The sequence below is a fragment of the Streptomyces sp. NPDC035033 genome (assembly GCF_040636735.1).
Lineage (GTDB): Bacteria > Actinomycetota > Actinomycetes > Streptomycetales > Streptomycetaceae > Streptomyces.
Genome location: NZ_JBEZUZ010000001.1, coordinates 127,924 through 151,164, shown reverse-complemented (window position 1 = coordinate 151,164; position 23,241 = coordinate 127,924). Strand labels below are relative to the sequence as shown.

The window sequence follows — 23,241 nt, the reverse complement described above, 5'->3', positions numbered from 1 at the left end:
TCACGCGCCCGCGGCTCTGGCGGGACGATCCTCGCATGCCCGGCGCCGCGCCCCGGCATGCCCGTCTCCGCCGTCCGGCACGCCCGCGTGCCCCGGATGCCCGCCCCGCATGCCGGAGTCCGCTCCGGCAGGCATGATGCCGAAAAGGGTGGAAAGGTGAAAAACCGATATCGCTCGCCACCGAGGAGGAGGAACCCGTGACTCGCATGGACAGCGTGCGCGCCGCGACGGATTCGGCGAAGGAGAGCGTCCTGCACGCCGCGGACGTGGTGGCGCCGTACGCCGGCACGGCCAAGGACCAGGCCGCGCACTATGCGCACGAGGCGCGGGTGCGGCTCGCACCCAAGGTGTCGAGCGCCGCTCGGCAGGCGCGCGCACAGGCCCGTGCGCAGTACGCCGCGTACGTGGCGCCTCATGTGCCGCCGGGGGTCGACGAGGCCGCGCATCGCGCGGCGGCCCGGACCCGCTCGGTCGCCCATCAGGTGGCCGACTACACCGTTCCGCGTGTCGAGCACGCGGTCGCCGCGACCGGTCCCGTCCTGGAGGAGGCCGGGTCGCGTTCCACTGCCGCCTGGGCCGCGCTGCGCGGTCAGGTGACGCCGGACGACGTCCGGAAGATCGTGAGGAAGCATGAGCGCCGGGCCAGGGCCGGGCGCCTCTTCAAGGGGCTCGCCGTCTTCGGCGTGCTGGTCGGCGCCGCGTGCGCCGCCTGGAAGTGGTGGGACAAGCAGGCCAACCCCGACTGGCTGGTCGAGCCGCCCGCTCCCACCGAGGTGGACGAGGGCTCGGGCATGCCGTCCGCGTCGGAGGTGCTCACGGGCGCGGAGGCCGAGGCCGGTACGGCGGTGGTCACGGAGGCCGACGGTGACGTCGAGGTCGAGACCGGGACCGTGTCCGGGATCGAGGCGGAGACGGAGACCGAGTCCACGGAGCCCGACGAGCGCCGCTGACCTGGAACCGTTCCCCGGTTTCCCCGGGTCTGGTTGATCTGGCTGATCTGACTGTGCCGGTTGATCTGGCTGTGCCGGCTGAACCGACTGTCGCGCCTGTTCCGGGTGGTCCGTCCGTTCGGCCGGTCGGCCGTCCCGGGCGGTCCGGGGTACGGGGCGGTCCGGGGCGCGGGGAGGGAGGCTTCGCGCTCTCCTCGCGCCCTAGGCGGCCGCCGCGAGGGCCAGTTCGGTCAGCGCGACCGGGTCACCGGCGAGCGGCGCGGCGGCCCGCAGGTGCCGGGCGGAGGGCGAGGAACCGTGCGCCTCGGCGGCGATGCGCTGCTTGATGGTGGGCGGCAGCGAGCCCTGCGGGAGGGGGTACCAGGGCTCCGCGCGCCTCTGCTGCCCGATGGTCGCGGCGCGCTCCGCGGCGGCGACGGGGGCGGCGGGGGCGGCGGGAGTGGCCGGCTCCTCGGGCTGGGAGACCGGTGCCTGGCCCTGGGCGGCGGCCGGGGCCGCCAGGCCGACGGAGGCGAGCAGGGCGAAGAGGACGGAGATGAAGGCGGTCCAGAACTGCTTGACCTTGGCGGCGGCCATGGCCCCTCACTTTCGCTTCTGTGGCGTTCTCGGATGGTTCATTTCAGGTTGCGCGCTTTACATACCTTTCTCATGATCTGTACGAGCCCTGGTTTCCGGCTGAGCGACGCCGTGGCCGCGCAGTTCTTCCGATGAACACCACCCGTCCGGCGCAACCACGCTCCGCCCCGTCCCCCTGTCGGTGATCCCCGTCACACCTACGTCACAGGCGACGACCCCGCGGTGTCTTGAGGTCGACCCCCTGAAGACGGAGGAGACACCATGGGCGGCAGCACCGAAGTGGCCGTGATCGGCGGCGGGTACGCCGGAGTCATGGCGGCCGACCGGCTCACCCGGCGCGACGACGTGACCGTGTCCCTGATCAACCCGCGCCCGTCGCTCGTCGCCCGGCTCCGCCTCCACCAGCTGGTCGGCGGCAGCCACCCCGCGGTCGTCCGGTACGACGAGGTGCCGGCGGAGCGGGTCCGGCCGGTCGTCGGCTCCGTGGACCGGATCGACGCCCACGCGCGCGTGGTGACCCTGGAGTCGGGCGCCACGCTCTCCTACGACCACCTGGTCCACGCGGTCGGCAGCACCGCCGCGCGCCCCGAGGTGCCCGGCGCCGCCGAGCACGCCCACCACGTCGCCGAACCGGAGCCGGCCGAACGGCTGCGGGACGCCGTCGCGGCCGGGGACTCCGCGGCCCCCTCGGACCTGCCGTTCCGGATGAGCGCCCACGTCGCCGGCTGCCTCGGCGCCCACGCCGCCGACACCGTGCCGGCCCGGATCGCGGGCCGCCGCCCCGAGCCCGTGGACATGGCGTTCCACGCGATGTGCCTCAGCTTCGGCCGGCGCACGGCGATCTTCCAGATCGCCCACAAGGACGACCGGGCGATGAGACTCTTCGTCGGCGGGCGCGCGGGGGCGAAGCTCAAGGAACTCGCCTGCGCGCTCAGCGTCAAGCACCTGGCCGACGAGGCCCGTGAGCCCGGCGCGCACTCCTGGCCCAAGGACGGCAAGCACCGGCCCCGGCGCCTGCGGGAGCGCGCGGTCCGCACCGCGGACGTCGCCGGGCGCGCGGCCCAGCCGGCCCGGACCGAGGAACGGGGAGACACCGGGAACATGACCAGCACGCCCAGCACCGATCCGGCGACCGAGACCTTCGTCGCCCACCGGAACCTGCTCTTCACGGTGGCCTACGAGATGCTCGGCTCGGCCGCCGACGCCGAGGACGTCCTCCAGGAGACCTGGCTCCGCTGGACCGGCGTCGACCTCGCCCAGGTCCGCGACCAGCGGGCCTACCTCGTCCGCATCACCACCCGCCAGGCCCTCAACCGGCTGCGCGCCCTCCAGCGCCGCCGCGAGTCCTACGTCGGCCCCTGGCTGCCGGAACCGCTGCTCACCGCCCCGGACGTGGCCGAGGACGTCGAGCTCGCCGAGTCCGTGTCGATGGCGATGATGCTGGTCCTGGAGACCCTCACCCCCACCGAACGCGCCGTCTTCGTCCTGCGCGAGGTCTTCGACGTCGGCTACGACGAGATCGCCGCCGCCGTCGACAAGACCCCGGCCGCCGTCCGCCAGATCGCCCACCGCGCCCGCCGGCACGTCGACGCCCGCCGCCCCCGCACCACGGTCTCCGCCCGCGAGGCGCGGGCGGCCGTGGAGTCCTTCCGGCGGGCGATCGAGACCCGCGACCCGCAGGAGTTCCTGGACCTGCTCGCGCCCGACATCGTCCTCGTCAGCGACGGCGGCGGGATCAAGCGGGCCGCGCTCCGGCCCGTCGTCGGCGCCGACAAGGTCACCCGCTTCTACCTCGGCGGCTCCCTCAAGGCCGAGGCCACGGTCACCACCGAGCTCACCGCCGTCAACGGCGGCCCGGCGCTCGCCGTCCTCGTCGACGGCGAGCTGGACGGCGTCCTGGCGATGCACGTCGAGAACGGCCGGATCAGCGGCCTCTACTACGTCCGCAACCCCGAGAAGCTCGCCCGGGTCACCGCCGAGACCCCCCTCACCCTCCGCTGACGCCCTCCCCGCTCGAAAGGATCACCGGATGTCCGGTCCGATCATGACGGCCGCCCCGCGCGGCACGGCCCTCCCCAGGACGGTCAGGGCCGCGGTCGCCCTCCAGACGCTGGCCCTGTTCTTCCAGGCGGGCACCGCCGGCGCCCTGCTCACCTCCCCGACGGGCGCGCTGCTCCACGACGTCGGCTCGCGGGTGATGTACGCCGCCTCGATGCTGTACGTGCTGGCCGCGATAGTGGCCTGGCGCCCGGGCGGCGGCAGCCCGCGGCCGATCCTGTACGCCTCCGGGCTCCTCGTCCTCGCGTCGGCGCAGGTCGCCCTGGGCGTCGCCCACCGGCCCGAGTTCCACGTGCCGCTGGGCGTCGTGATGGTCGTCCTCAGCACCCTGGACCTGGTCCGCGTCCTGGCCACCGGCCCCGGCCGGGCCCGCTGAGGGACCCCGGCACACGAAAATCCCCTCCGCCCCGCGTATCCGCAGGTCGGAGGGGATTCTGCGTCCGGTGGAGCCTAGGGGAGTCGAACCCCTGACATCTGCCATGCAAAGACAGCGCTCTACCAACTGAGCTAAGGCCCCGGAACGAGGACAGCGTACCGGTTCTCCCCCTGTCCCGGGCAAAAGGTGGGGACTCCCGAGGAACGACCACGCTCCGTAAGATGCTGACCGAGGTTCGCAGTGGCGAACCGCAGGGATGGGGAGAAGTGATGGACGCAGCGCAGCAGGAAGCCACGGCAAGAGCCAGAGAGCTTCAGCGCAGTTGGTACGGGGAGCCGTTGGGGGCGCTCTTCCGCCGGCTGATCGACGACCTCGGGCTCAATCAGGCCAGGCTGGCCGCCGTGCTCGGGCTCTCCGCGCCCATGCTCTCCCAGCTCATGAGCGGTCAGCGCGCCAAGATCGGCAACCCGGCCGTGGTCCAGCGCGTCCAGGCTCTCCAGGAGCTCGCCGTCCAGGTCGCCGACGGCAGCGTCAGCGCCGCCGAGGCCACCGACCGCATGGACGAGATCAAGAAGTCCCAGGGCGGCTCCGTCCTCACCGGCACCAGCGGCCAGAGCACCAACGGATCCGGCGCCCCGACCGTGCGCCGCGTGGTCCGCGAGATCCAGTCGCTGTTGCGCTCCGTGGCCGCCGCGGGGGACATCATCGACGCCGCCGACTCCCTCGCCCCGGCCCACCCGGAGCTGGCAGAGTTCCTCCGGGTGTACGGCGCCGGGCGCACCGCCGACGCGGTCGCCCACTACGAGTCGCACCAGAACTGACACGACACGCACGACTGACGACTGACGACGGACGGGGAGCGGGCGCAGCGCGATGGGTGAGGTCTTCGCCGGCAGGTACGAGCTGATCGATCCGATCGGGCGGGGCGGGGCCGGCGCGGTCTGGCGCGCCTGGGACCACCGCCGCCGCCGTTACGTGGCGGCCAAGGTGCTCCAGCAGAGCGACGCGCACACGCTGCTCCGCTTCGTCCGGGAGCAGGCGCTGCGGATCGACCATCCGCACGTCCTCGCCCCGGCCAGCTGGGCCGCCGACGACGACAAGGTCCTCTTCACGATGGACCTGGTCGCCGGCGGCTCGCTCGCCCATGTCATCGGCGACTACGGGCCGCTGCCGCCCCGCTATGTCTGCACCCTCCTCGACCAGCTGCTCTCGGGCCTGGCGACGGTGCACGCGGAGGGCGTCGTCCACCGGGACATCAAGCCGGCCAACATCCTGATGGAGGCGACCGGCACGGGCCGGCCGCACCTGCGGCTCTCGGACTTCGGCATCTCGATGCGCAAGGGCGAACCCCGGCTCACCGAGACCAACTACGTCGTGGGCACGCCCGGCTACTTCGCGCCGGAGCAACTCCTCGGTGCCGAGCCGGACTTCACGGCGGACCTGTACGCGGTCGGTCTGGTCGCCCTCTATCTGCTGCACGGCACCCGGCCGGACTCGCAGGCCCTCGTGGAGCACTTCGTGAACCACGGCACCCCGCCGGCGCCCGCGAGCGTCCCCGAGCCGCTGTGGCAGGTCCTCGCCGGGCTGCTGCAGCCCGATCCGCAGGCCCGGTTCCGGACGGCCACGGGCGCGCGGAAGGCGCTGAACGCGGCCGTGGAGATGCTGCCCGAGCCGGCGGCCGACGAGGAGCCGGTCGAGATCTTCGACCAGCTCGGCCCGCTGCCGGCCGGCTTCGGCCCCGACGGCCCGGCCGCCCGCCCGGCCCAGGACGCCCCGCCGCAGGTCCAGGACGCCCCGCCGGCCCCACCGGTCCCCGCCGCCGCCCCGGTCCCGGCCGCCACCGCCCCGGCCCCGCAGCCACACACGCAGCCGCCCACGCCGCCCCACCACGAGCCGTACCAGCCGGCCTACCAGGACCAGCAGCACAACCCGTACCAGCAGCCGGTTCCGGGCCCCTCCGAGACGGGCAGCTTCCACCTGCCCCCGCCGGTCGCCCATCCCGTGCCCCCCTTCGACCCCGCCGTGCCGCCGACCCAGCCGCAGCGGCACACCCCTACTGATCCATACACCGGACAGCCCGTTCAGGTTCCCGGACGGCGTCCGGGACCGCCCCCGAAGGTGGCGGTCCCGGTGCTGCTGCTGGCGCTGGTGTCGCTGGCGGTCGGCTTCTGGGCGCTGACGCGGGTCTGAGGGGTCAGCGGGCCGCCCGGCGGGCCAGCAGGGTCCAGGCACCGAGCCCGACGAGCAGGACGGTGCCGAGACCGAGGCCGCCCGCGGCGAGCCCGACCATCAGCGCGCCCCCGCCGTCCGCCTCGTCGGCGCCGGCACCGCTCGCCGCCGCCTCCCGGTCGTCGCCGGTCACCTGGAAGATGCCCGGGTCCGAGGCGTAGGCGGGCGCGTCCTTCTTCTCGCCCCGGACGTTGACCCGCAGGATCAGCGGCAGGGCCTCGTTCCCGTACTCCTCGGCGATCTCGGGGCTGAGGGTGGCGGTGAGGTAGTACCAGCCGGCGAACCGCATGCCACTGGTGGCGGTCTCGGACGAACCGCGGTTCTCGTGGGCGACGGGCCGCTGCGGGGCGAGGGCCGCGGTGGCCGGGTCGCCGCTGTAGCTGACCGTCTGGAGGTCGACGTAGCCGCGCGCCGGGTTGTCGAGGCCGAGCGCGAGCGCGTTGCTGACGGAGTCGTCGCCGGCGGTGCTGCTGCCCAGCTCGGCGGTGGCGAAGATCTGCTGGCCCCAGTCGACCGGAACCCGCCAGAAGAGCGTCTGGCCGGGCCGGATGTCCGCCCGCCACTCGCCCTCCCGCAGCGAGACGGCCGTGTGGAAACCGTCCCCGCCCTGGCGGACCTGCGGCTCTCCGGCGGGCGGCCCGGGCGTCCCGGACGGCCAGGACTCGGGCAGCTTGTCCGGGCCGTTCTCGCGCAGCAGCGGCTCGGTGACGTGCTGGAGCTCCAGCTCCCAGTCGTCCGGGGTGGAGGTGGCGTCCGACTCCCGCTCGACGAGCACGTAGTACGTCCCGGCGTCCTGGCAGGCGGACTCGTCCGGGTCGACGATCCGGCGCGCGTACCCCGCCAGCGGGCGGACGTGTTCGCCGGTGGCGAAGTTGACCTCCTGGTAGCCGCACTGGACGCCGCTGCCGTCCTGGATCTCGATCCGGAAGCCGTCGCCGTACGCGGCCTTGCCGCCCGGCTTGGGGACGGCGACGGCGGAGACGTACGAGTTCTTCGTGGTGTCCAGGTTGAGCCGGTAGTAGACCTTGCCGTCCTTCTTGAGGGTGTCCCGGTAGGTCCTGCCGGGCTCCAGCACGTCGGCGTCGGCGCTGGACGCGGCGCCCTCGATCCGCTGCCCCGCGGGGTCGAAGGCGTACGCGGGCAGGGGAGGCCCTTCGGCCGCCCACGCGGGCAGCGCGGTGAGCGTGCCCACCGCGGCGGCGGCCGTGAGGAGCGCCGCGGCCTTCCGTGTCCTGGCCGCGGTCCTCCTCCGCCGTCCGGTCCCTGCCCCGGCCGTGGCCCCCGCCTGCGTGCTCACGCGCTTCTCCTCGTCGTGTCCGTCATCGCGCCCGGCCCCGGGCCCGCCGGACGCCGAGGAGGACCCCCGTGAGCAGGAGGAGCGCCCCGCCGCCGACCGCCAGGGCCGTCGTGCCGGACCATCCTGCCCCGCTCGTGCCCCCGGTGTCCGCATCGGGGGCGGATTCGCCCCCGGCCGCCGGCGACTCGGGGGCCACCACGCGCGCGTGGTGCTCGGGACCGGCCTTCTCCTCGCCGAGGACGCTGATCCGCAGCACGAAGCCGATCTCGGGGTCGCCGGGGATGCGGGCGGCGTCGGCGCCGAGGGTGACGGCGATGTAGTGGGCGCCCGGGAGGTGGACGGCGGTCACGTTCGGGTCGGGCTCGTAGCGGTTGCTCCAGGCGACGGGGACCGTAGCCATGCGCAGCTCGGCCGGTTCGCCCGTGTACGTCGTCCGCGAGGCGAAGCCGGAACCGGTGCCGACCGGGTGCCGGGTGGGCGTGTACACCTCGGTGGCGACGTAGGAGCGGACGGTTCCGCCGGTGCCGCCGGCGGCCGGTACGTTGCCGAACTCGACGTCGTAGCGCAGCTGTCGGCCCCAGCCGACGGGCACCTTGTACCAGCGGGTCTGGGCGGGCAGCAGCCGGTCGCGCCAGGCGCCGGCCGAGAGTTCCGCGGCGTCGTTGAAGCCGGTGCCGCCGTGGACCTCGCGCGGCTCGCCCGCGGGCACCGGGGCTTCGATCCCGCCGGCGCCGTACTCGGGCTCCGACTGCGCGGGCACGGTCCCGGCCGGCAGCGGCTTCTCGACGTCGAGGAGCAGCTCCAGCGGCCAGCGGGCGGCGTCCGAACCGGGCTTGCTGGTGCGCTCGACGGTCAGCCAGTAGCGGCCGGGCCGGTCGCAGGCGGAGTACCGCTTCTGGGTGGGGACGCGGGCGACGGAGGAGGTGAGCGGCACCGCGCCCTCGCCCTGGTGGAAGATCTCGCTCCGGGTGGCGCAGGAGCCCTCGTCGCCGATGGAGGAGAGCCAGACGACGCTGGTGGTGATCTTGTCGACGGTGTCGACGGCGGAGCCCGGCTGCGGGACGGCGGTGGCCGAGAAGTGGGCCGTGGAGTCGGCGTCCAGGTCGGTGGCGTAGTAGCGCTTCTCGCCGGGGCCGATGGTGTCGAGGTACTGACCGGGGGCGAGGTCGGGCGCGCCGGAGCGTCCGGGGGTGCCGCGCACCGGGGTGCCGTCGAGCCGGTAGCCGTCGGCGGAGAGCCGGGCGGCGCGCTGGAGCTGGCGGGCGAGGGCGTCGGCGTCCGGGGCGTCGTAGTAGCGGCCGTTGCCGGCCTCGGCGACGCACTCCAGCTGCTCGCGGGCCTTGCCGGCGACCTGGAAGCCGACGGCGTCGACGCGCAGGCCGACGCCCTGGCGGGCGAGGTCGGCGGCGACCTCGCAGGGCTCGGGGGTGCCGCAGGTGTCCTCGCCGTCGGAGACGAGCAGGATCGTGCGGGTGGCGGGGGCGCCTCCGGACGGCTTCGGCAGGTCCTCCGCGGCCTTGCGGAGGGAGAGGCCGATGGGGGTGTCGCCCTTGGGGGTGACCGCGGCGACGGCGGCCTTGAGGCCGGCCCGGTCGAGCGGGGCGACCGGGCGGGCGAGGCGGGTGTCGTCGCAGCCGCTCGTCTTGTCGGCGCCGTAGACGCGCAGTCCGGTGGGGTGGCCGTCGGGGAGGCCGTCCACGACGGTCCCGATGGCGTCCCGGGCCGCCGCCATCCTCGTACGGCCCCCTGAGCCCGGGCCGCCGACCGGCTCGGCCATGGAGCCGGAGGAGTCGAGCACCATCACCAGGGCTCCGCCGGGGGCGGTCCCGGGGCCCTCCTCGGCCGCAGCCTGCGGCGCCGGGCCGAGCAGCAGCGCGAGCACGCCGGCCAGCGCGCCTCCCGCCGCGGTCCTTCGTCGTCCTGTCGTCACGGTGTCCCCCTGGGCGTCCTCGACCGCGAACGGACGCGTCCCTGTTCCCGTCCGGACACGCCCTTGTTCGCGAGCACTCAACTTTGCCATTGCAAGCTAGTGATTTGCTCAGGCGAATTCAAGGACTTTCTGTCACGACCGCGCAACAGCCCGTTCCCCAGGCGGGTCCGGAAACGCCGAGATCCCGGCCGCGCCTCGCGCGACCGGGATCTCGGTTTCAGATGGGTGGGTCTCAGACACCGGAACCGGACGGCACGGAGTCGGTCGCCTCCGTCCACAGGTCCTGCTCGGCGCGATCCGCCTGGATCTGGCGGTACACGAGGAGCCCGCCGATGGCGGCCAGTGCGACCAGGAGCAGCTTCTTCACCGCGCGACCTCGTCTTTCGTTGACGTAGGAGACTTCTGACGCCCACTCTACACATCGACCGATACCGATCGGTGACCTGTCCGGGCGCCAAACCTCACACAACGAGATCGACCCGGACGGGTGAACCGTCCGGGTCGATCTCTTCTGTGGGGCTAACAGGATTTGAACCTGTGGCCTCATCCTTATCAGGGATGCGCTCTAACCAACTGAGCTATAGCCCCGCCGCGCTTCTCGGTTTGTTTCCCGTCGCGCTGACTCCTGAACATTAGCGCACGTGGGGGCCAGTCCCAAAATCGGTTCCGGCACCGGCCCCCGGCGCGGGCTACTCGTCCTCGGCCAGCGTCAGCTCGACGCCGCCGACGAAGCCCGCCGACAGGTTGTAGATGAACGCGCCCAGGGTCGCCAGGGCGGTCATCAGGACCACGTCGATCACGGCGATCACCGAGGTGAACATCAGGACCCGCGGCAGCGACAGGAACGACTGCAGGTCGAAGCCGTTGGACTCGTTCGAGCCCGTCGCCTCGCTGATCGTCCCGCCGACCGTCGAGAAGACGCCCATGGCGTCCATGACCATCCACAGCACGGCCGCCGCGACGACCGTGCAGATGCCCAGCGCGATGGAGAGCAGGAAGCTCACCTTCATGACCGACCACGGGTCGGCCTTCGCCACCCGCAGCCGCGCCTTGCGGGTGCGCGGGGTCGTCCGCGCGCCCGTCCGGGGCCGGCGCACCGCGGAGGCGGACTGGCCGCCCTGGGTGTGGCCGCCGCCCTGAGGGCCCTCGTAGGCCCTCGGCGGGTGGTAGGCACCCGCAGGCTGCGCCGCGGGGCGCTCGCCGGGCAGGGCGCCGTTGTAGCCCTGGTAGGGGGGCTGCTGCCCCCGAGTGTCCGTCACCGCAACCCCCTGGGAGTCCGTGGCCGAGCCACGGGCGCCGTGCGCTCCAGCACCTGCAGAAGCTCCGGCTGCCGCCGAACCGGCGCCCGTGGCTCCACTCACGCTCTACTCCTCGTGCTCCCCGGCCGCGGGCTCCGTGCCCTCGGCCGCTGCCGTCGCCGGGGCCGTCCCGGAGGCGCCTTCGGCGTCGACGGCGTCGTCGCCGTCCTCGTCCTCGCTGCCGGCCTCGGCGTTCCGTGCGATGCCGACGACGGCATCGCGCTTGCCCAGGTTGATCAGCTGGACGCCCATGGTGTCACGGCCGGTCTCCCTGACTTCGCTGACTCGCGTGCGAATCACACCGCCGGACAGCGTGATGGCGAGGATCTCGTCGGTCTCCTCGACCACCAGCGCGCCGACCAGCGAACCGCGGTCCTCCACGATCTTGGCGGCCTTGATGCCGAGGCCGCCGCGGCCCTGGACGCGGTACTCGTCGACGGGGGTGCGCTTGGCGTACCCGCCGTCCGTCGCGGTGAAGACGAACGTACCGGGCCGGACGACATTCATCGAGAGCAGTTCGTCGTCCTCGCGGAAACTCATGCCCTTGACGCCCGAGGTGGCGCGGCCCATCGGACGCAGCGCGTCGTCCGTCGCGGTGAAGCGGATCGACTGCGCCTTCTTGGAGATCAGCAGCAGGTCGTCCTCGGCGGAGGCCAGCTCGGCGCCGATCAGCTCGTCGGCGACGCCCTCGGCGCCGTTGTCCCGCTCCCGCAGGTTGATGGCGATGACGCCGCCGGAGCGCGGCGAGTCGTAGTCCTTCAGCGCGGTCTTCTTCACCAGGCCGGAGCGGGTGGCGAGGACCAGGTACGGCGCGGCCTCGTAGTCGCGGATCGCCAGGATCTGGGCGATCTGCTCGTCCGGCTGGAAGGCCAGCAGGTTGGCCACGTGCTGGCCGCGCGCGTCCCGGCCGGCGTCCGGCAGCTCGTACGCCTTGGCCCGGTAGACCCGGCCCTTGTTGGTGAAGAAGAGCAGCCAGTGGTGGGTGGTGGAGACGAAGAAGTGGTCGACGATGTCGTCCTGCTTCAGCTTCGTGCCGCGCACGCCCTTGCCGCCGCGCTTCTGCGAGCGGTAGTCCTCGGTCTTGGTCCGCTTCACGTAGCCGCCACGCGTGATGGTGACGACGATGTCCTCCTCGGCGATGAGGTCCTCGATGGACATGTCGCCGTCGAAGGGCACCAGCTTGGAGCGGCGGTCGTCGCCGAACTTCTCGACGAGGGCGGCGAGCTCCTCGCTGACGATGGCCCGCTGCTTCTCCGGCGAGGCCAGGATCGCGTTGTACTCGTTGATCTTCGCCTGGAGCTCGTCGTGCTCGGCGATGATCTTCTGCCGCTCCAGGGCGGCGAGCCGGCGGAGCTGCATCTCCAGGATCGCGTTCGCCTGGATCTCGTCGATCTCCAGCAGGCCCATGAGGCCCTCGCGCGCGACCTCGACGGTGTCGCTGCGCCGGATGAGGGCGATGACCTCGTCGATGGCGTCCAGGGCCTTGAGGAGGCCGCGCAGGATGTGGGCGCGCTCCTCGGCCTTGCGCAGCCGGAACTTCGTCCGGCGGACGATGACCTCGATCTGGTGCGTCACCCAGTGGCGGATGAACGCGTCCAGGGAGAGGGTGCGCGGCACGCCGTCGACGAGCGCCAGCATGTTGGCGCCGAAGTTCGTCTGGAGGTCGGTGTGCTTGTACAGGTTGTTGAGGACGACCTTGGCGACGGCGTCCCGCTTGAGCACGATGACCAGGCGCTGGCCGGTGCGCGAGGAGGTCTCGTCGCGGACGTCGGCGATGCCGCCGATCTTGCCGTCCTTGACCAGGTCGGCGATCTTCTGCGCGAGGTTGTCCGGGTTGACCTGGTAGGGCAGCTCGGTGACCACCAGGCACTGGCGATTCTGGATCTCCTCGACCTCGACGACCGCGCGCATGGTGATGGAGCCGCGGCCGGTGCGGTACGCCTCCTCGATGCCCTTGCGGCCGACGACGAGCGCGCCGGTCGGGAAGTCGGGGCCCTTGATCCGCTCGATGAGCGCGTCGAGGAGCTCCTCGTGGCTGGCCTCGGGGTGGGTCAGGTACCACTGGGCGCCCTCGGCGACCTCGCGCAGGTTGTGCGGCGGGATGTTGGTCGCCATGCCGACCGCGATGCCGGCGGAGCCGTTGACCAGCAGGTTCGGGAAGCGCGACGGGAGGACCGTCGGCTCCTGGTTGCGGCCGTCGTAGTTGTCCTGGAAGTCGACGGTCTCCTCGTCGATGTCCCGGACCATCTCCATCGACAGCGGCGCCATCTTGCACTCGGTGTAGCGCATGGCGGCGGCCGGGTCGTTGCCCGGGGAGCCGAAGTTGCCGTTGGAGTCGACGAGCGGCATCCGCATCGACCAGGGCTGGGCGAGGCGGACGAGCGCGTCGTAGATCGAGGTGTCGCCGTGCGGGTGGTACGTGCCCATGACGTCGCCGACGACGCGGGCGCACTTGTAGAAGCCCTTCTCGGGCCGGTAGCCGCCGTCGTACATCGCGTACAGCACGCGCCGGTGGACGGGCTTGAGGCCGTCCCGCACGTCGGGCAGCGCGCGGGACACGATGACGGACATCGCGTAGTCGAGGTACGAGCGCTGCATCTCGGTCTCGAGCCCGACGGGCTCGATCCGCAGCTGCGGGCCCTCTTCTTCGTCGGTGGTCACGGGGGTGTTCTCGTCGGCCATTGCTGGTCGTCAGTCCTTTCGTACGGTCAGCTGAGACCGACTCAGATGTCGAGGAAGCGAACGTCCTTGGCGTTGCGCTGGATGAAGGAGCGCCGCGCCTCGACGTCCTCACCCATCAGCACCGAGAAGAGGTCGTCGGCCTGGGCCGCGTCGTCCAGGGTGACCTGTCCGAGGACGCGGTGCTCGACGTCCATGGTGGTGACGCGCAGCTCCTCGGCGTTCATCTCGCCGAGACCCTTGAAGCGCTGGATCGAGTCGTCCTTGATCCGCTTGCCGTTCCGCTTGCCCAGCTCGACCAGGGCGTCGCGCTCGCGGTCGGAGTAGGCGTACTCGAAGTCCTCCCGGCCCCACTTGATCTTGTAGAGCGGCGGGCGGGAGAGGTACACGTGCCCGTGCTCGATCAGCGGCCGCATGAAGCGGAAGAGGAAGGTGAGCAGCAGGGTGTTGATGTGCTGGCCGTCGACGTCGGCGTCCGCCATCAGGATGATCTTGTGATAGCGGAGCTTCTCGATGTCGAAGTCCTCGTGGACCCCGGTGCCGAAGGCCGAGATCAGCGCCTGGACCTCGGTGTTCTGGAGGATCTTGTCGACGCGGGCCTTCTCGACGTTCAGGATCTTGCCGCGGATCGGCAGGATGGCCTGGTACATCGGGTTGCGGCCGGACTTGGCGGAGCCGCCGGCGGAGTCGCCCTCGACGATGAAGATCTCGCACTTGGTGGGGTCGTTCGACTGGCAGTCCGAGAGCTTGCCCGGCAGGGAGGCCGACTCCAGGAGGCCCTTGCGGCGGGTGAGGTCGCGGGCCTTGCGGGCGGCCACGCGCGCGGTGGCGGCCTGGATGCCCTTGCGGACGATGTCCGCGGCCTCGTTCGGGTTGCGGTCGAACCAGTCCGTCAGGTGCTCGTGGACGACCTTCTGGACGAAGGTCTTCGCCTCGGTGTTGCCGAGCTTGGTCTTGGTCTGGCCCTCGAACTGCGGCTCGCCGATCTTGACCGAGATGATCGCGGTCAGACCCTCGCGGATGTCGTCGCCGGTGAGGTTGTCGTCCTTCTCGCGGAGCAGCTTCTTCTCGCGCGCGTACTTGTTGACGAGCGTCGTCAGCGCGGCGCGGAAGCCCTCCTCGTGGGTGCCGCCCTCGTGGGTGTGGATCGTGTTGGCGAAGGAGTACACGCCCTCGCTGTACGACGAGTTCCACTGCATCGCGATCTCGGCGGAGAGCAGGCGGTCCTTGTCCTCGGCCTCGATGTCGATGACGGTCGGGTTGATCAGGTCGCCCTTGCGCGAGTTGAGGTACTTCACGAAGTCGACGATGCCGCCCTCGTAGTGGTACGTCACCGTGCGCGCGGCGTGCTCGGCGGAGGCCTCGACGTCCGGGTCGTCGGCGCCGACGGTGGCCTTCGCGGACTCGCGCTCGTCGGTGAGCGTGATGGTGAGGCCCTTGTTGAGGAAGGCCATCTCCTGGAAGCGGCGCGAGAGCGTCTCGAAGGAGTACTCGGTCGTCTCGAAGATGTCCGGGTCGGCCCAGAAGGTGACCGAGGTGCCGGTCTCGGCGGTCTCCTCGTGCTGCGCGAGGGGTGCGGTGGGGGCACCCATCTTGTAGTCCTGGGTCCAGCGGTGGCCGTCGGTCTTGATCTCCACCGCGACCTTGGTGGAGAGGGCGTTGACGACGGAGACGCCGACGCCGTGCAGACCGCCGGAGACCGCGTAGCCGCCGCCGCCGAACTTGCCGCCCGCGTGGAGCACGGTCAGCACGACCTCGACGGCCGGCTTGCCCTCGGACTCGACGATGCCGACGGGGATGCCGCGGCCGTTGTCGACGACGCGCACGCCGCCGTCGGCGAGGATCGTCACGTCGATGGTGTCCGCGTGCCCGGCCAGGGCTTCGTCGACCGAGTTGTCGACGACCTCCTGCACCATGTGGTGCAGGCCGCGCTCACCGGTCGAGCCGATGTACATGCCGGGGCGCTTGCGCACCGCATCCAGGCCCTCGAGGACCTGGATGTTGCTGGCGGTGTACTGAGTGTTCTCGTTGGGGTTGCCGGAATCGGCCACGAAGCGCCCTTTCTGGCACAGCACAGGCCGTGCTCCGGGCATAGGGGAGCCGGCTGCGTCGTTCGACAGTTCCGCAGTGTGGCGGGATTGTCTTCCAGTCTACCGGTACCGCCGACACTCATGGGGGTTTGCGGGTACCTGAATGCGCATGTGCCGCCCTCAGCGGCCCCGAGACGACTCCCCATATCCGGGCAGGGGCTCCAGGGGCCCCTGACGGCCACCTAGCGCTTCGGGCGGTGACGGGTAGTGGCACCCGTCTGCGGGCATGCGTTCCGCCTCGTCGTGGGCAGGCGTTCCGCAGGGCGGAACGGGTGGGCACAACACCCCGCGCGACGGCGCCCGACCGCTTGGACCCGCACCCCGAGGGCCGTCCCCGCACTACCCGTACGTGTCCCCGGGCCCCGTGGACCCGGGCGCCCGAAGAGGCCCGTACCGCCGCGGCCCGCTCCCCGGCCCCAGCACCTTGATCATCCGCACGGTCCCGTGCCCCAGGTCCTCGTTGAGCCGGGCGACCAGCGTCGGCGCCAGCAGCCGCAGCTGCGTCGCCCACGCGGTGGAGTCGCACTGCACCGTCAGCACGCGCGCGTCCGGCTCCTCCTCGTACTTCACCGGTACGCAGTGCTTGGCCAGGTCCTCGCCGACGATCTGCGGCCAGCGCCCCATGACCCCGCCGACGGCCGCCGGCGTCTCCCAGCCGCGCTCGGCGAGCAGCCGGTTGATCGCGGCGCCGAGCGCCATGGGGTCGCGTCCGTCGGCACGCGCCCCGGAGCGCAGGCCGCCGCCCCGCCGGGCCTGCTTCTTCTGCTGCGCGGCCGCCCCACGCGCGCGTGCCTGCTCCTTGGCGGCGCGCAGCGCGACCCGGGCGAGGTCCACGCCCGAGGGCTCGGGGGCCGCCGGCTTGTCCACAGGCTGTGGGGAAGTTTCCCCGGTCCCGCTCATACCCGCTCCACCGTCCCTCCGGCCACCGCGTACCGGGCCCCGGCCAGGACGTCTGGCACGTCGTCGTCGACCGCGGCCGTCACCAGCACCTGCTCGCCGTGGGCCACCAGCTCCGCGAGGCGCTCGCGCCGGCGCGCGTCCAGCTCGGCGAAGACGTCGTCGAGGACGAGGACCGGTTCGTTGCCCTCGGAGCGCAGCAGGTCGTACGAGGCGAGGCGGAGCGCCAGCGCGTACGACCAGGACTCGCCGTGGCTCGCGTACCCCTTGGCCGGCAGCTCGCCGAGCCGCAGCAGCAGCTCGTCGCGGTGCGGACCGACGAGGGTGACCCCGCGCTCGATCTCCTGCTTGCGGGCCTCCGCGAGCGCGGCGATCAGCTGCTCGTACAGCTCCTCGCGGGTCTGTCCGGTGCCGGGGGCGGAGGGCCGGTACTCCAGCAGAATCGGTCCGCCGCCGGGTGCGAGCTGTTCGTACGCCTTGTCCGCGAGCGGCTGGAGGGTGTGGACGAGGTCCAGGCGCTGCGCGAGGAGCTCGGCGCCGGCCCGGGCCAGGTGCTGGTCCCAGACGTCGAGCGTGGACAGGTCCATGCCGCGGCCGCCGTGGCGGCGGGCCATCGCCGCCGACTTCAGCAGGGTGTTGCGCTGCTTCAGCACGCGCTCGTAGTCGGAGCGCACGCCCGCCATGCGCGGCGCGCGCGCCGTGATCAGTTCGTCGAGGAAGCGCCGGCGCTCGCCGGGGTCGCCCTTGATCAGCGAGAGGTCCTCGGGCGCGAAGAGCACGGTCCGCACGATGCCCAGCACGTCACGGGGTCTGACCTGCGAGGACCTGTTGATGCGGGCGCGGTTGGCGCGGCCCGGGTTGAGCTCCAGCTCGACCAGCTGGGAGCGCTCGCCCTGGGTGACGGCGGCGCGGATGACGGCCCGCTCGGCGCCCATCCGCACCAGCGGGGCGTCCGAGGCGACCCGGTGGCTGCCGAGGGTGGCGAGGTAGCCGACGGCCTCGACGAGATTGGTCTTGCCCTGGCCGTTCGCCCCCACGAACGCGGTGACGCCCGGGTCGAGGGACACCTCGGCCCGGGCGTACGAGCGGAAGTCGGCCAGCGAGAGATGCGTGACGTGCATGGTGGGCGCCGGCCTTCCCCCGGTCGCTGTGCACCGGACGGTGCACAGCCTGTGGATTGCTACTTCTTCTCGACCGCGTGGCCGCCGAACTGGTTGCGCAGCGCGGCGATCATCTTCATCTGCGGCGAGTCGTCCTGGCGGGACGCGAACCGCGCGAACAGCGACGCGGTGATCGCCGGCAGCGGTACGGCGTTGTCGATGGCGGCCTCGACGGTCCACCGGCCCTCGCCGGAGTCCGACGCGTAGCCGCGCAGCTGGTCCAGGTGCTCGTCCTCGTCGAGGGCGTTGACCGCGAGGTCGAGCAGCCAGGAACGGATGACCGTGCCCTCCTGCCAGGAGCGGAAGATCTCGCGGACGTTCTCCACGGAGTCGACCTTCTCCAGGAGCTCCCAGCCCTCGGCGTACGCCTGCATCATCGCGTACTCGATGCCGTTGTGGACCATCTTCGCGAAGTGGCCCGCGCCGACCTTGCCGGCGTGGACGGAGCCGTACGGGCCCTCCGGCTTGAGCGCGTCGAAGATCGGCTGGACCTTGGCCACGTTCTCGGCGTCGCCGCCGTACATCAGCGCGTAGCCGTTCTCCAGGCCCCAGACGCCGCCGGAGACGCCGCAGTCGACGAAGCCGATGCCCTTGGCGGCGAGCTCCTCGGCGTGCTTCTCGTCGTCGGTCCAGCGGGAGTTGCCGCCGTCGACGACGACGTCGCCGGGGGAGAGCAGCTCCGCCAGCTCGTCGATGGTGGACTGGGTCGCCGCGCCGGCGGGGACCATGACCCACACGACGCGCGGACCCTTGAGCTTGCCCACAAGCTCTTCCAGGCTGTGGACATCGGCGAGGTCCGGATTGCGGTCGTATCCGATGACGGTGTGGCCTGCGCGGCGGATGCGCTCGCGCATGTTGCCGCCCATCTTGCCGAGACCGACGAGACCGAGCTCCATCAGAGTGTTCCTTTAGCGTCGTGTGCGGTTGCTACCCGGGTCCGAGCCTACGCCCGGACCCGGCCGCACACCTGTGGGGTCAGCCGCTCAGTCGAACCCCCTGGAGTAAGGGTCAGCCGCCCAGACGCACCGGCGTACCGCGCCACCCCGGGGGGCACCCCTGAGCCCCCCGGCAGAGGGCGTCAGCCGCTCAGCCGCACCGGCATGATCAGGTACTTGTACGCCTCGTCCGCCTCCGCGTCCACGGCCGGGCGGCCGCTCAGCAGCGCCGGCTTGGTGGAGGTCGTGAAGGAGAGCTGGGCGACCGGGGAGTCGATCGCGCTCAGGCCGTCCAGGAGGAAGGTCGGGTTGAAGGCGATCGAGATGTCGTCGCCGTCCAGCTGCGCGTCGACCCTTTCCACAGCCTGTGCGTCGTCGCTGGAACCGGCCTCCAGGATGAGCACGCCCTGCTCGAAGCTGAGGCGGACCGGCGTGTTGCGCTCGGCGACGAGGGCCACGCGCTTGACGGCCTCCACGAAGGGGGCGGTCTCGATCACCGCGACCGAGTTGAACTCGGTGGGGAAGAGCGTGCGGTACTTCGGGAGGTCGCCCTCCAGGAGGCGGGTGGTGGTGCGGCGGCCCGCGCCCTCGAAGCCGATCAGGCCCTCGCCCTTGCCGGAGCCGGAGAGCGCCAGGGTGACGGTGTCGCCGCTGGTGAGCGCCTTGGCGGTGTCCAGGAGGGTCTTCGCGGGCACCAGGGCGACCGCGGAGGCGTCCGGGGACTCCGGCTTCCACAGGAACTCGCGGACCGCGAAGCGGTAGCGGTCGGTCGAGGCCAGGGTGACGGTGTCGCCCTCGATCTCGATGCGCACGCCGGTGAGGACGGGCAGCGTGTCGTCACGGCCGGCGGCGATGGCCACCTGCGCGGCGGCGGCGGCGAAGACCTCGCCGGGCACGGTGCCGGTGGCGGTGGGCATCTCCGGCAGCGCCGGGTACTCCTCCACAGGGAGGGTGTGGAGGGTGAAGCGGGAGGAGCCGCAGACCACGGTCGCCCGTACACCGTCTGTGGAGATCTCCACCGGACGGTTGGGGAGGGCGCGGCAGATGTCGGCGAGGAGGCGGCCGGAGACGAGGACGGTGCCGTCCTCCTCGACCTCGGCCTCGACGGAGACGCGGGCGGAGACCTCGTAGTCGAAGCTCGAGAAGCTCAGCGCGCCGTCCTCGGCCTTCAGCAGAAGGCCCGCGAGTACGGGCGCCGGCGGACGGGCCGGAAGGCTGCGGGCCACCCAGGCCACCGCCTCCGCGAGTACATCGCGCTCCACCCGGATCTTCACCGGAACCGCCTCCTGCTTGTTGCTGGCTCTTCGTCGACTGCGGGATCCAGTCTGACGTACGCCGCCGACACTCGGTGCGGCTCGGGGTCAAGTCGTGACGAGAGCATGCCGGGGCTCCGGCGCCGAGTTGTGCACAGGCCCTGCTTCAAAACGATTCCCGAGCTAACTATGAGTGGGAGTAGTAGTAGGGCCTGTGGAAACCGTGGATAACGTCGTCCACGCAGGTCAGCGCAGGTTTTTTGTCCACTGCCCCTGTGGGTGGAACCCGTGGACAACCAGGGTCCTCTGTGGACATTCGAAAGTTCTGCACACCCGATACACAGGCGAGGGGTAGTTCTCCCCAGCGCTGTCCCCAGCTTTCCCCAGGTTCCCCACAGCCCAAACGTCTTCGTTGGTGTGACGGCTTTCACTCTCACCGGTGAGTGGGGGTGTTTTGTTGCCGAACAGTGGACAGCGGTGTGGAGAAGCTGTGGGCAACGTACCGGTCCCTGTGGGCAGCCGGTGGACAACTCTCAGAGCCCCCTGTGGACGGAGGATTCATCCACAGCCTGTGGAGAACGTTTGCCAACAATTCCACACCCCCCTGAGCTGGGCCGATGAGCTGTCACCAGCCCCGCCTGTGGACACGTTCCGGATAACTCAGCAGTCCCCACCCTGTGGACGGGTGATCATCCCGCAATCTGTGGAGAACCCGCCACCAGAAGGGCGCAATCGAACAGACCGGTCCGGGAGCCGGCGTCCCCACGCCACCGCGGAGCCCGGCGCAGAGGCGTCGCAGAGCCGTCCTGAGCCGTCGCGGGCCCGTCGCGCGGGCCGTTCCGAGCCGTCTCGGAGCCGCTCCGGAACCGTTGTAGAGGCGCTCCGGAACCGTCGTGGAGCCGTCGCGGCGGTCTCCAGGCAGCCTCCACAGAGCCGACAAGGCAGCCACCCGAGGCCGACAAGGGAGCCACCCAAGGCCCGCCGGAGCCACCGGCCCGCCCGGGGAGCGCCCCGGAGCCCTCTCGGGACCGCCCCGCGAACGCCCCGGAATCACCTCGGAGCCGCCCCGGGAACGCCGAAGGGCGCCCCGGGAGGTCGTCCCGGGGCGCCCTTCGGAGGCCGAGGCCGCGCGGAGGCCGTACACAGGCTGTGCAGAGCCGCGCGGCTGTCGCTCGACCACCGCGCGGAGGCGTCGTCAGCCGTTCTTGATGCGGTTGGTCAGCTCGGTGACCTGGTTGTAGATGGAGCGCCGCTCCGCCATCAGCGCCCGGATCTTCCGGTCCGCGTGCATGACCGTCGTGTGGTCGCGGCCGCCGAACTGCGCGCCGATCTTCGGCAGCGACAGGTCCGTGAGCTCCCGGCACAAGTACATGGCGATCTGGCGGGCCGTCACCAGGACGCGGCTGCGCGAGGAACCGCAGAGGTCCTCCACCGTCAGCCCGAAGTAGTCGGCCGTGGACGCCATGATGGCCGGCGCCGTGATCTCCGGCGACGAGTCCTCGCCGCCCGGGATCAGGTCCTTGAGGACGATCTCCGTCAGCCCCAGGTCCACCGGCTGCCGGTTGAGGCTCGCGAAGGCCGTCACCCGGATCAGCGCGCCCTCCAGCTCACGGATGTTCCGCGAGATCCGGGAGGCGATGAACTCCAGCACCTCCGGCGGGGCGTTCAGCTGCTCCTGCACCGCCTTCTTGCGGAGGATCGCGATGCGCGTCTCCAGCTCCGGCGGCTGCACGTCGGTGGTGAGCCCCCACTCGAAGCGGTTGCGCAGCCGGTCCTCCAGGGTTACCAGCTGCCGGGGCGGCCGGTCCGAGGAGAGCACGATCTGCTTGTTCGCGTTGTGCAGGGTGTTGAAGGTGTGGAAGAACTCCTCCTGCGTCGACTCCTTGCTCGCGAGGAACTGGATGTCGTCGACCAGCAGGATGTCCACGTCGCGGTAGCGCTTGCGGAAGGCGTCGCCCTTGCCGTCGCGGATCGAGTTGATGAACTCGTTGGTGAACTCCTCCGAGCTCACGTACCGCACGCGCGTGCCCGGGTAGAGGCTCCGCGCGTAGTGCCCGATGGCGTGCAGCAGGTGCGTCTTGCCGAGCCCCGACTCGCCGTAGATGAAGAGGGGGTTGTACGCCTTCGCCGGCGCCTCGGCCACCGCGACCGCGGCCGCGTGGGCGAACCGGTTCGAGGAACCGATCACGAAGGTGTCGAAGAGGTACCGCGGGTTCAGCCGCGCGTGCTGTTCGCCGGGACCGCCCGCGCCGGAGCCCGTACCGGAACCGCCGGCGGAACCCTGGCCGACGCCGGGCCCCACGCCCTGGCCGCCCGTGCCCAGGCCCGGGCGCGGGACGGCGCCGGGAGGCTCGGGCAGTTCGGCGCGCTCGGGCAGCTCGGCGCGGTCGGGCCGCTGCGGCTGCTCGTAGCCGCGGGAGGGCTCGTCGTACCGCGGCCGCCCGGACTGCTCCGGGGCGGCCGGGCCGGTGTACGGGGCGCGCTCCGGGAAACCGCCGAGGCGCGGCTGCTGCCAGGAGAGGTCCTCCTGGGTGCGCGGCCAGGCGCCCGGCTCGGGGCGCGGCGGTTGCGGGTAGTCCGGGTAGGCCGGGCGCACGGCGGGCAGCCCGTCGTCGGGCAGCGCGCGGTGGCCGTAGCCCTCGTACTTCTCGTACGGCTCGGGCTGCGGGCGCTCGTCGTAGCGGGGCTGCTGCGGCGGCCGGCCGGGGGAGGGCACCGGGGCCTGCTCGCCGACGGAGTCGTCGACGGTGATCGCGATCCGGATCGGGCGGCCGCACTCGCGGCTGAGGGTCTCGCTGATCAGCGGGGCCAGCCGGCCCTCCAGGACGCGCTTGCCCCATTCGTTGGGGACGGCGAGCAGAGCCGTGTCGGCGACCAGGGCGAGCGGCTGGCAGCGCTCGATCCACTGCTTGTCCTTGGGCTCGATGCCCTGCTGTCCTTCTCCGAGCAGCTGATCGAGCACGCGTGGCCACACTGCGGCAAGATCGGCAGGTACGTCAGCCACAGGGCACGCTTTCTCGCAGGTCCCATGAAACTGTGGTTCTCGGGACGATAAGAACAGAACGGAAGAGATGGTCGAGTCCAGCCACGGTAGTCGGGGCGGCTGACGTCGTTCAAGTTGTTGTCCACAGCCTGTGCACAAAGGGGCCCTGTGACGGGTCGGTTTGACCGGATGGCGTAACCGCGCGTACCGTAACCAGGTCGAGTTGTCGATGGCTGCTGCCGCCTGCCTCCGATGGGCAAAGATCACCCTAGGTGATCACGAAGCGGTGCACTCGGGCGTATTGCGAGCTACTCGTGGGCGCACGGTGACAGCCAGGCGATGTCCCGCCACCACCCGAATCATTTCTGGAGCCCCCGAGTGAGCAAGCGCACCTTCCAGCCGAACAACCGTCGTCGCGCGAAGACCCACGGCTTCCGCCTGCGCATGCGTACCCGTGCCGGCCGCGCCATCCTGGCGAACCGCCGCGCCAAGGGTCGCGCGAGCCTGTCCGCCTGATCCACTAAACAGGT

At 71.7% G+C, this 23,241-nt stretch carries 18 protein-coding genes, 2 tRNA genes and 1 pseudogene; 7 read left to right on the top strand and 14 right to left on the bottom strand.

What is annotated here, in order from left to right:
- Positions 1-197: 197 nt before the first annotated feature.
- Complete coding sequence (locus AB0E83_RS00700; protein ID WP_362103977.1) at positions 198-950, top strand: DUF5324 family protein; 753 nt, start codon at positions 198-200, stop codon at positions 948-950.
- A 201-nt stretch (positions 951-1,151) separates the two neighbouring features.
- On the opposite strand, the gene AB0E83_RS00695 is transcribed toward AB0E83_RS00700, so the two are convergent.
- Positions 1,152-1,526, bottom strand: coding sequence for a DUF6344 domain-containing protein (locus tag AB0E83_RS00695; RefSeq protein WP_362103975.1), 375 nt, complete (start codon positions 1,524-1,526; stop codon positions 1,152-1,154).
- 261 nt (positions 1,527-1,787) lie between these two features.
- Here AB0E83_RS00695 and AB0E83_RS00690 point away from each other — a divergent pair.
- The 3 genes and pseudogenes from AB0E83_RS00690 to AB0E83_RS00680 form a co-directional block, all read left to right on the top strand.
- Positions 1,788-2,174 (top strand): annotated as a pseudogene (locus AB0E83_RS00690) (FAD-dependent oxidoreductase); the annotation flags it as partial.
- A 453-nt stretch (positions 2,175-2,627) separates the two neighbouring features.
- Complete coding sequence (locus tag AB0E83_RS00685; RefSeq protein ID WP_362104264.1) at positions 2,628-3,527, top strand: RNA polymerase sigma-70 factor; 900 nt, start codon at positions 2,628-2,630, stop codon at positions 3,525-3,527.
- A 28-nt stretch (positions 3,528-3,555) separates the two neighbouring features.
- Positions 3,556-3,960 carry a hypothetical protein gene (locus tag AB0E83_RS00680; protein ID WP_362103973.1) on the top strand — a complete coding sequence of 135 codons (405 nt, stop codon included), beginning with the start codon at positions 3,556-3,558 and terminating at the stop codon, positions 3,958-3,960.
- Between the two features lie 68 nt (positions 3,961-4,028).
- Here the strand turns inward: AB0E83_RS00680 and AB0E83_RS00675 are convergent.
- Positions 4,029-4,101, bottom strand: a tRNA-Ala gene (locus AB0E83_RS00675).
- Positions 4,102-4,229: 128 nt separating this feature from the next.
- Between AB0E83_RS00675 and AB0E83_RS00670 the strand changes: the two genes are divergently transcribed.
- Both AB0E83_RS00670 and AB0E83_RS00665 read left to right on the top strand, forming a co-directional pair.
- On the top strand, positions 4,230-4,781 hold the full coding sequence (locus tag AB0E83_RS00670; protein WP_200424982.1) for a DNA-binding protein: 552 nt from the start codon (positions 4,230-4,232) through the stop codon (positions 4,779-4,781).
- 52 nt (positions 4,782-4,833) lie between these two features.
- Positions 4,834-6,150 (top strand): serine/threonine-protein kinase, encoded by a 1,317-nt coding sequence (locus AB0E83_RS00665; protein WP_362103971.1) that lies wholly within the window; start codon positions 4,834-4,836, stop codon positions 6,148-6,150.
- A 4-nt stretch (positions 6,151-6,154) separates the two neighbouring features.
- Here AB0E83_RS00665 and AB0E83_RS00660 read toward each other — a convergent pair whose 3' ends face one another.
- The 12 genes from AB0E83_RS00660 to dnaA all read right to left on the bottom strand — a co-directional run bounded on the left by AB0E83_RS00660 (position 6,155) and on the right by dnaA (position 22,732).
- Positions 6,155-7,486, bottom strand: coding sequence for a hypothetical protein (locus AB0E83_RS00660; RefSeq protein ID WP_362103969.1), 1,332 nt, complete (start codon positions 7,484-7,486; stop codon positions 6,155-6,157).
- Between the two features lie 22 nt (positions 7,487-7,508).
- Positions 7,509-9,416 carry a VWA domain-containing protein gene (locus AB0E83_RS00655; RefSeq protein WP_362103967.1) on the bottom strand — a complete coding sequence of 636 codons (1,908 nt, stop codon included), beginning with the start codon at positions 9,414-9,416 and terminating at the stop codon, positions 7,509-7,511.
- Positions 9,417-9,648: 232 nt separating this feature from the next.
- Positions 9,649-9,783, bottom strand: a complete 135-nt coding sequence (locus tag AB0E83_RS00650) for a DLW-39 family protein (RefSeq protein ID WP_208809277.1) — start codon at positions 9,781-9,783, stop codon at positions 9,649-9,651.
- A gap of 147 nt (positions 9,784-9,930) precedes the next feature.
- Positions 9,931-10,004: transfer RNA gene (locus AB0E83_RS00645), tRNA-Ile, on the bottom strand.
- Between the two features lie 101 nt (positions 10,005-10,105).
- Positions 10,106-10,675, bottom strand: a complete 570-nt coding sequence (locus AB0E83_RS00640; RefSeq protein WP_362103965.1) for a DUF3566 domain-containing protein — start codon at positions 10,673-10,675, stop codon at positions 10,106-10,108.
- Positions 10,676-10,780: 105 nt separating this feature from the next.
- Positions 10,781-13,396, bottom strand: coding sequence for a DNA gyrase subunit A (gene gyrA, locus AB0E83_RS00635; protein ID WP_362103963.1), 2,616 nt, complete (start codon positions 13,394-13,396; stop codon positions 10,781-10,783).
- Between the two features lie 41 nt (positions 13,397-13,437).
- On the bottom strand, positions 13,438-15,468 hold the full coding sequence (gene gyrB / locus AB0E83_RS00630) for a DNA topoisomerase (ATP-hydrolyzing) subunit B (protein WP_362103962.1): 2,031 nt from the start codon (positions 15,466-15,468) through the stop codon (positions 13,438-13,440).
- A 354-nt stretch (positions 15,469-15,822) separates the two neighbouring features.
- Positions 15,823-16,383, bottom strand: coding sequence for a DciA family protein (locus tag AB0E83_RS00625; RefSeq protein ID WP_362103960.1), 561 nt, complete (start codon positions 16,381-16,383; stop codon positions 15,823-15,825).
- Entirely contained in the window at positions 16,380-17,501 is a 1,122-nt protein-coding gene (recF, locus tag AB0E83_RS00620; RefSeq protein ID WP_362103958.1) for a DNA replication/repair protein RecF, read from the bottom strand. The genes AB0E83_RS00625 and recF overlap by 4 nt, the downstream gene beginning before the upstream one ends.
- Positions 17,502-17,560: 59 nt before the next feature.
- Entirely contained in the window at positions 17,561-18,436 is an 876-nt protein-coding gene (gene gnd / locus AB0E83_RS00615; protein ID WP_362103956.1) for a phosphogluconate dehydrogenase (NAD(+)-dependent, decarboxylating), read from the bottom strand.
- Between the two features lie 182 nt (positions 18,437-18,618).
- Positions 18,619-19,749, bottom strand: coding sequence for a DNA polymerase III subunit beta (gene dnaN / locus AB0E83_RS00610; protein WP_189953483.1), 1,131 nt, complete (start codon positions 19,747-19,749; stop codon positions 18,619-18,621).
- Positions 19,750-20,923: 1,174 nt separating this feature from the next.
- A complete protein-coding gene (dnaA, locus tag AB0E83_RS00605; protein WP_362103954.1) occupies positions 20,924-22,732 on the bottom strand; it encodes a chromosomal replication initiator protein DnaA in 1,809 nt (602 codons plus the stop codon).
- 357 nt (positions 22,733-23,089) lie between these two features.
- Between dnaA and rpmH the strand changes: the two genes are divergently transcribed.
- Complete coding sequence (rpmH, locus tag AB0E83_RS00600) at positions 23,090-23,227, top strand: 50S ribosomal protein L34 (RefSeq protein ID WP_015659252.1); 138 nt, start codon at positions 23,090-23,092, stop codon at positions 23,225-23,227.
- Positions 23,228-23,241: the final 14 nt, after the last annotated feature.

Excerpts from the sequence above, each read along its gene's own strand:
- AB0E83_RS00685 (WP_362104264.1), top strand. The coding sequence starts at position 2,628 with ATGACCAGCACGCCCAGCACCGATCCGGCGACCGAGACCTTCGTCGCC.
- gnd (WP_362103956.1), bottom strand. The coding sequence starts at position 18,436 with ATGGAGCTCGGTCTCGTCGGTCTCGGCAAGATGGGCGGCAACATGCGC.
- AB0E83_RS00680 (WP_362103973.1), top strand. The coding sequence starts at position 3,556 with ATGTCCGGTCCGATCATGACGGCCGCCCCGCGCGGCACGGCCCTCCCC.
- AB0E83_RS00670 (WP_200424982.1), top strand. The coding sequence starts at position 4,230 with ATGGACGCAGCGCAGCAGGAAGCCACGGCAAGAGCCAGAGAGCTTCAG.
- AB0E83_RS00625 (WP_362103960.1), bottom strand. The coding sequence starts at position 16,383 with ATGAGCGGGACCGGGGAAACTTCCCCACAGCCTGTGGACAAGCCGGCG.
- recF (WP_362103958.1), bottom strand. The coding sequence starts at position 17,501 with ATGCACGTCACGCATCTCTCGCTGGCCGACTTCCGCTCGTACGCCCGG.
- gyrA (WP_362103963.1), bottom strand. The coding sequence starts at position 13,396 with ATGGCCGACGAGAACACCCCCGTGACCACCGACGAAGAAGAGGGCCCG.
- AB0E83_RS00665 (WP_362103971.1), top strand. The coding sequence starts at position 4,834 with ATGGGTGAGGTCTTCGCCGGCAGGTACGAGCTGATCGATCCGATCGGG.
- AB0E83_RS00695 (WP_362103975.1), bottom strand. The coding sequence starts at position 1,526 with ATGGCCGCCGCCAAGGTCAAGCAGTTCTGGACCGCCTTCATCTCCGTC.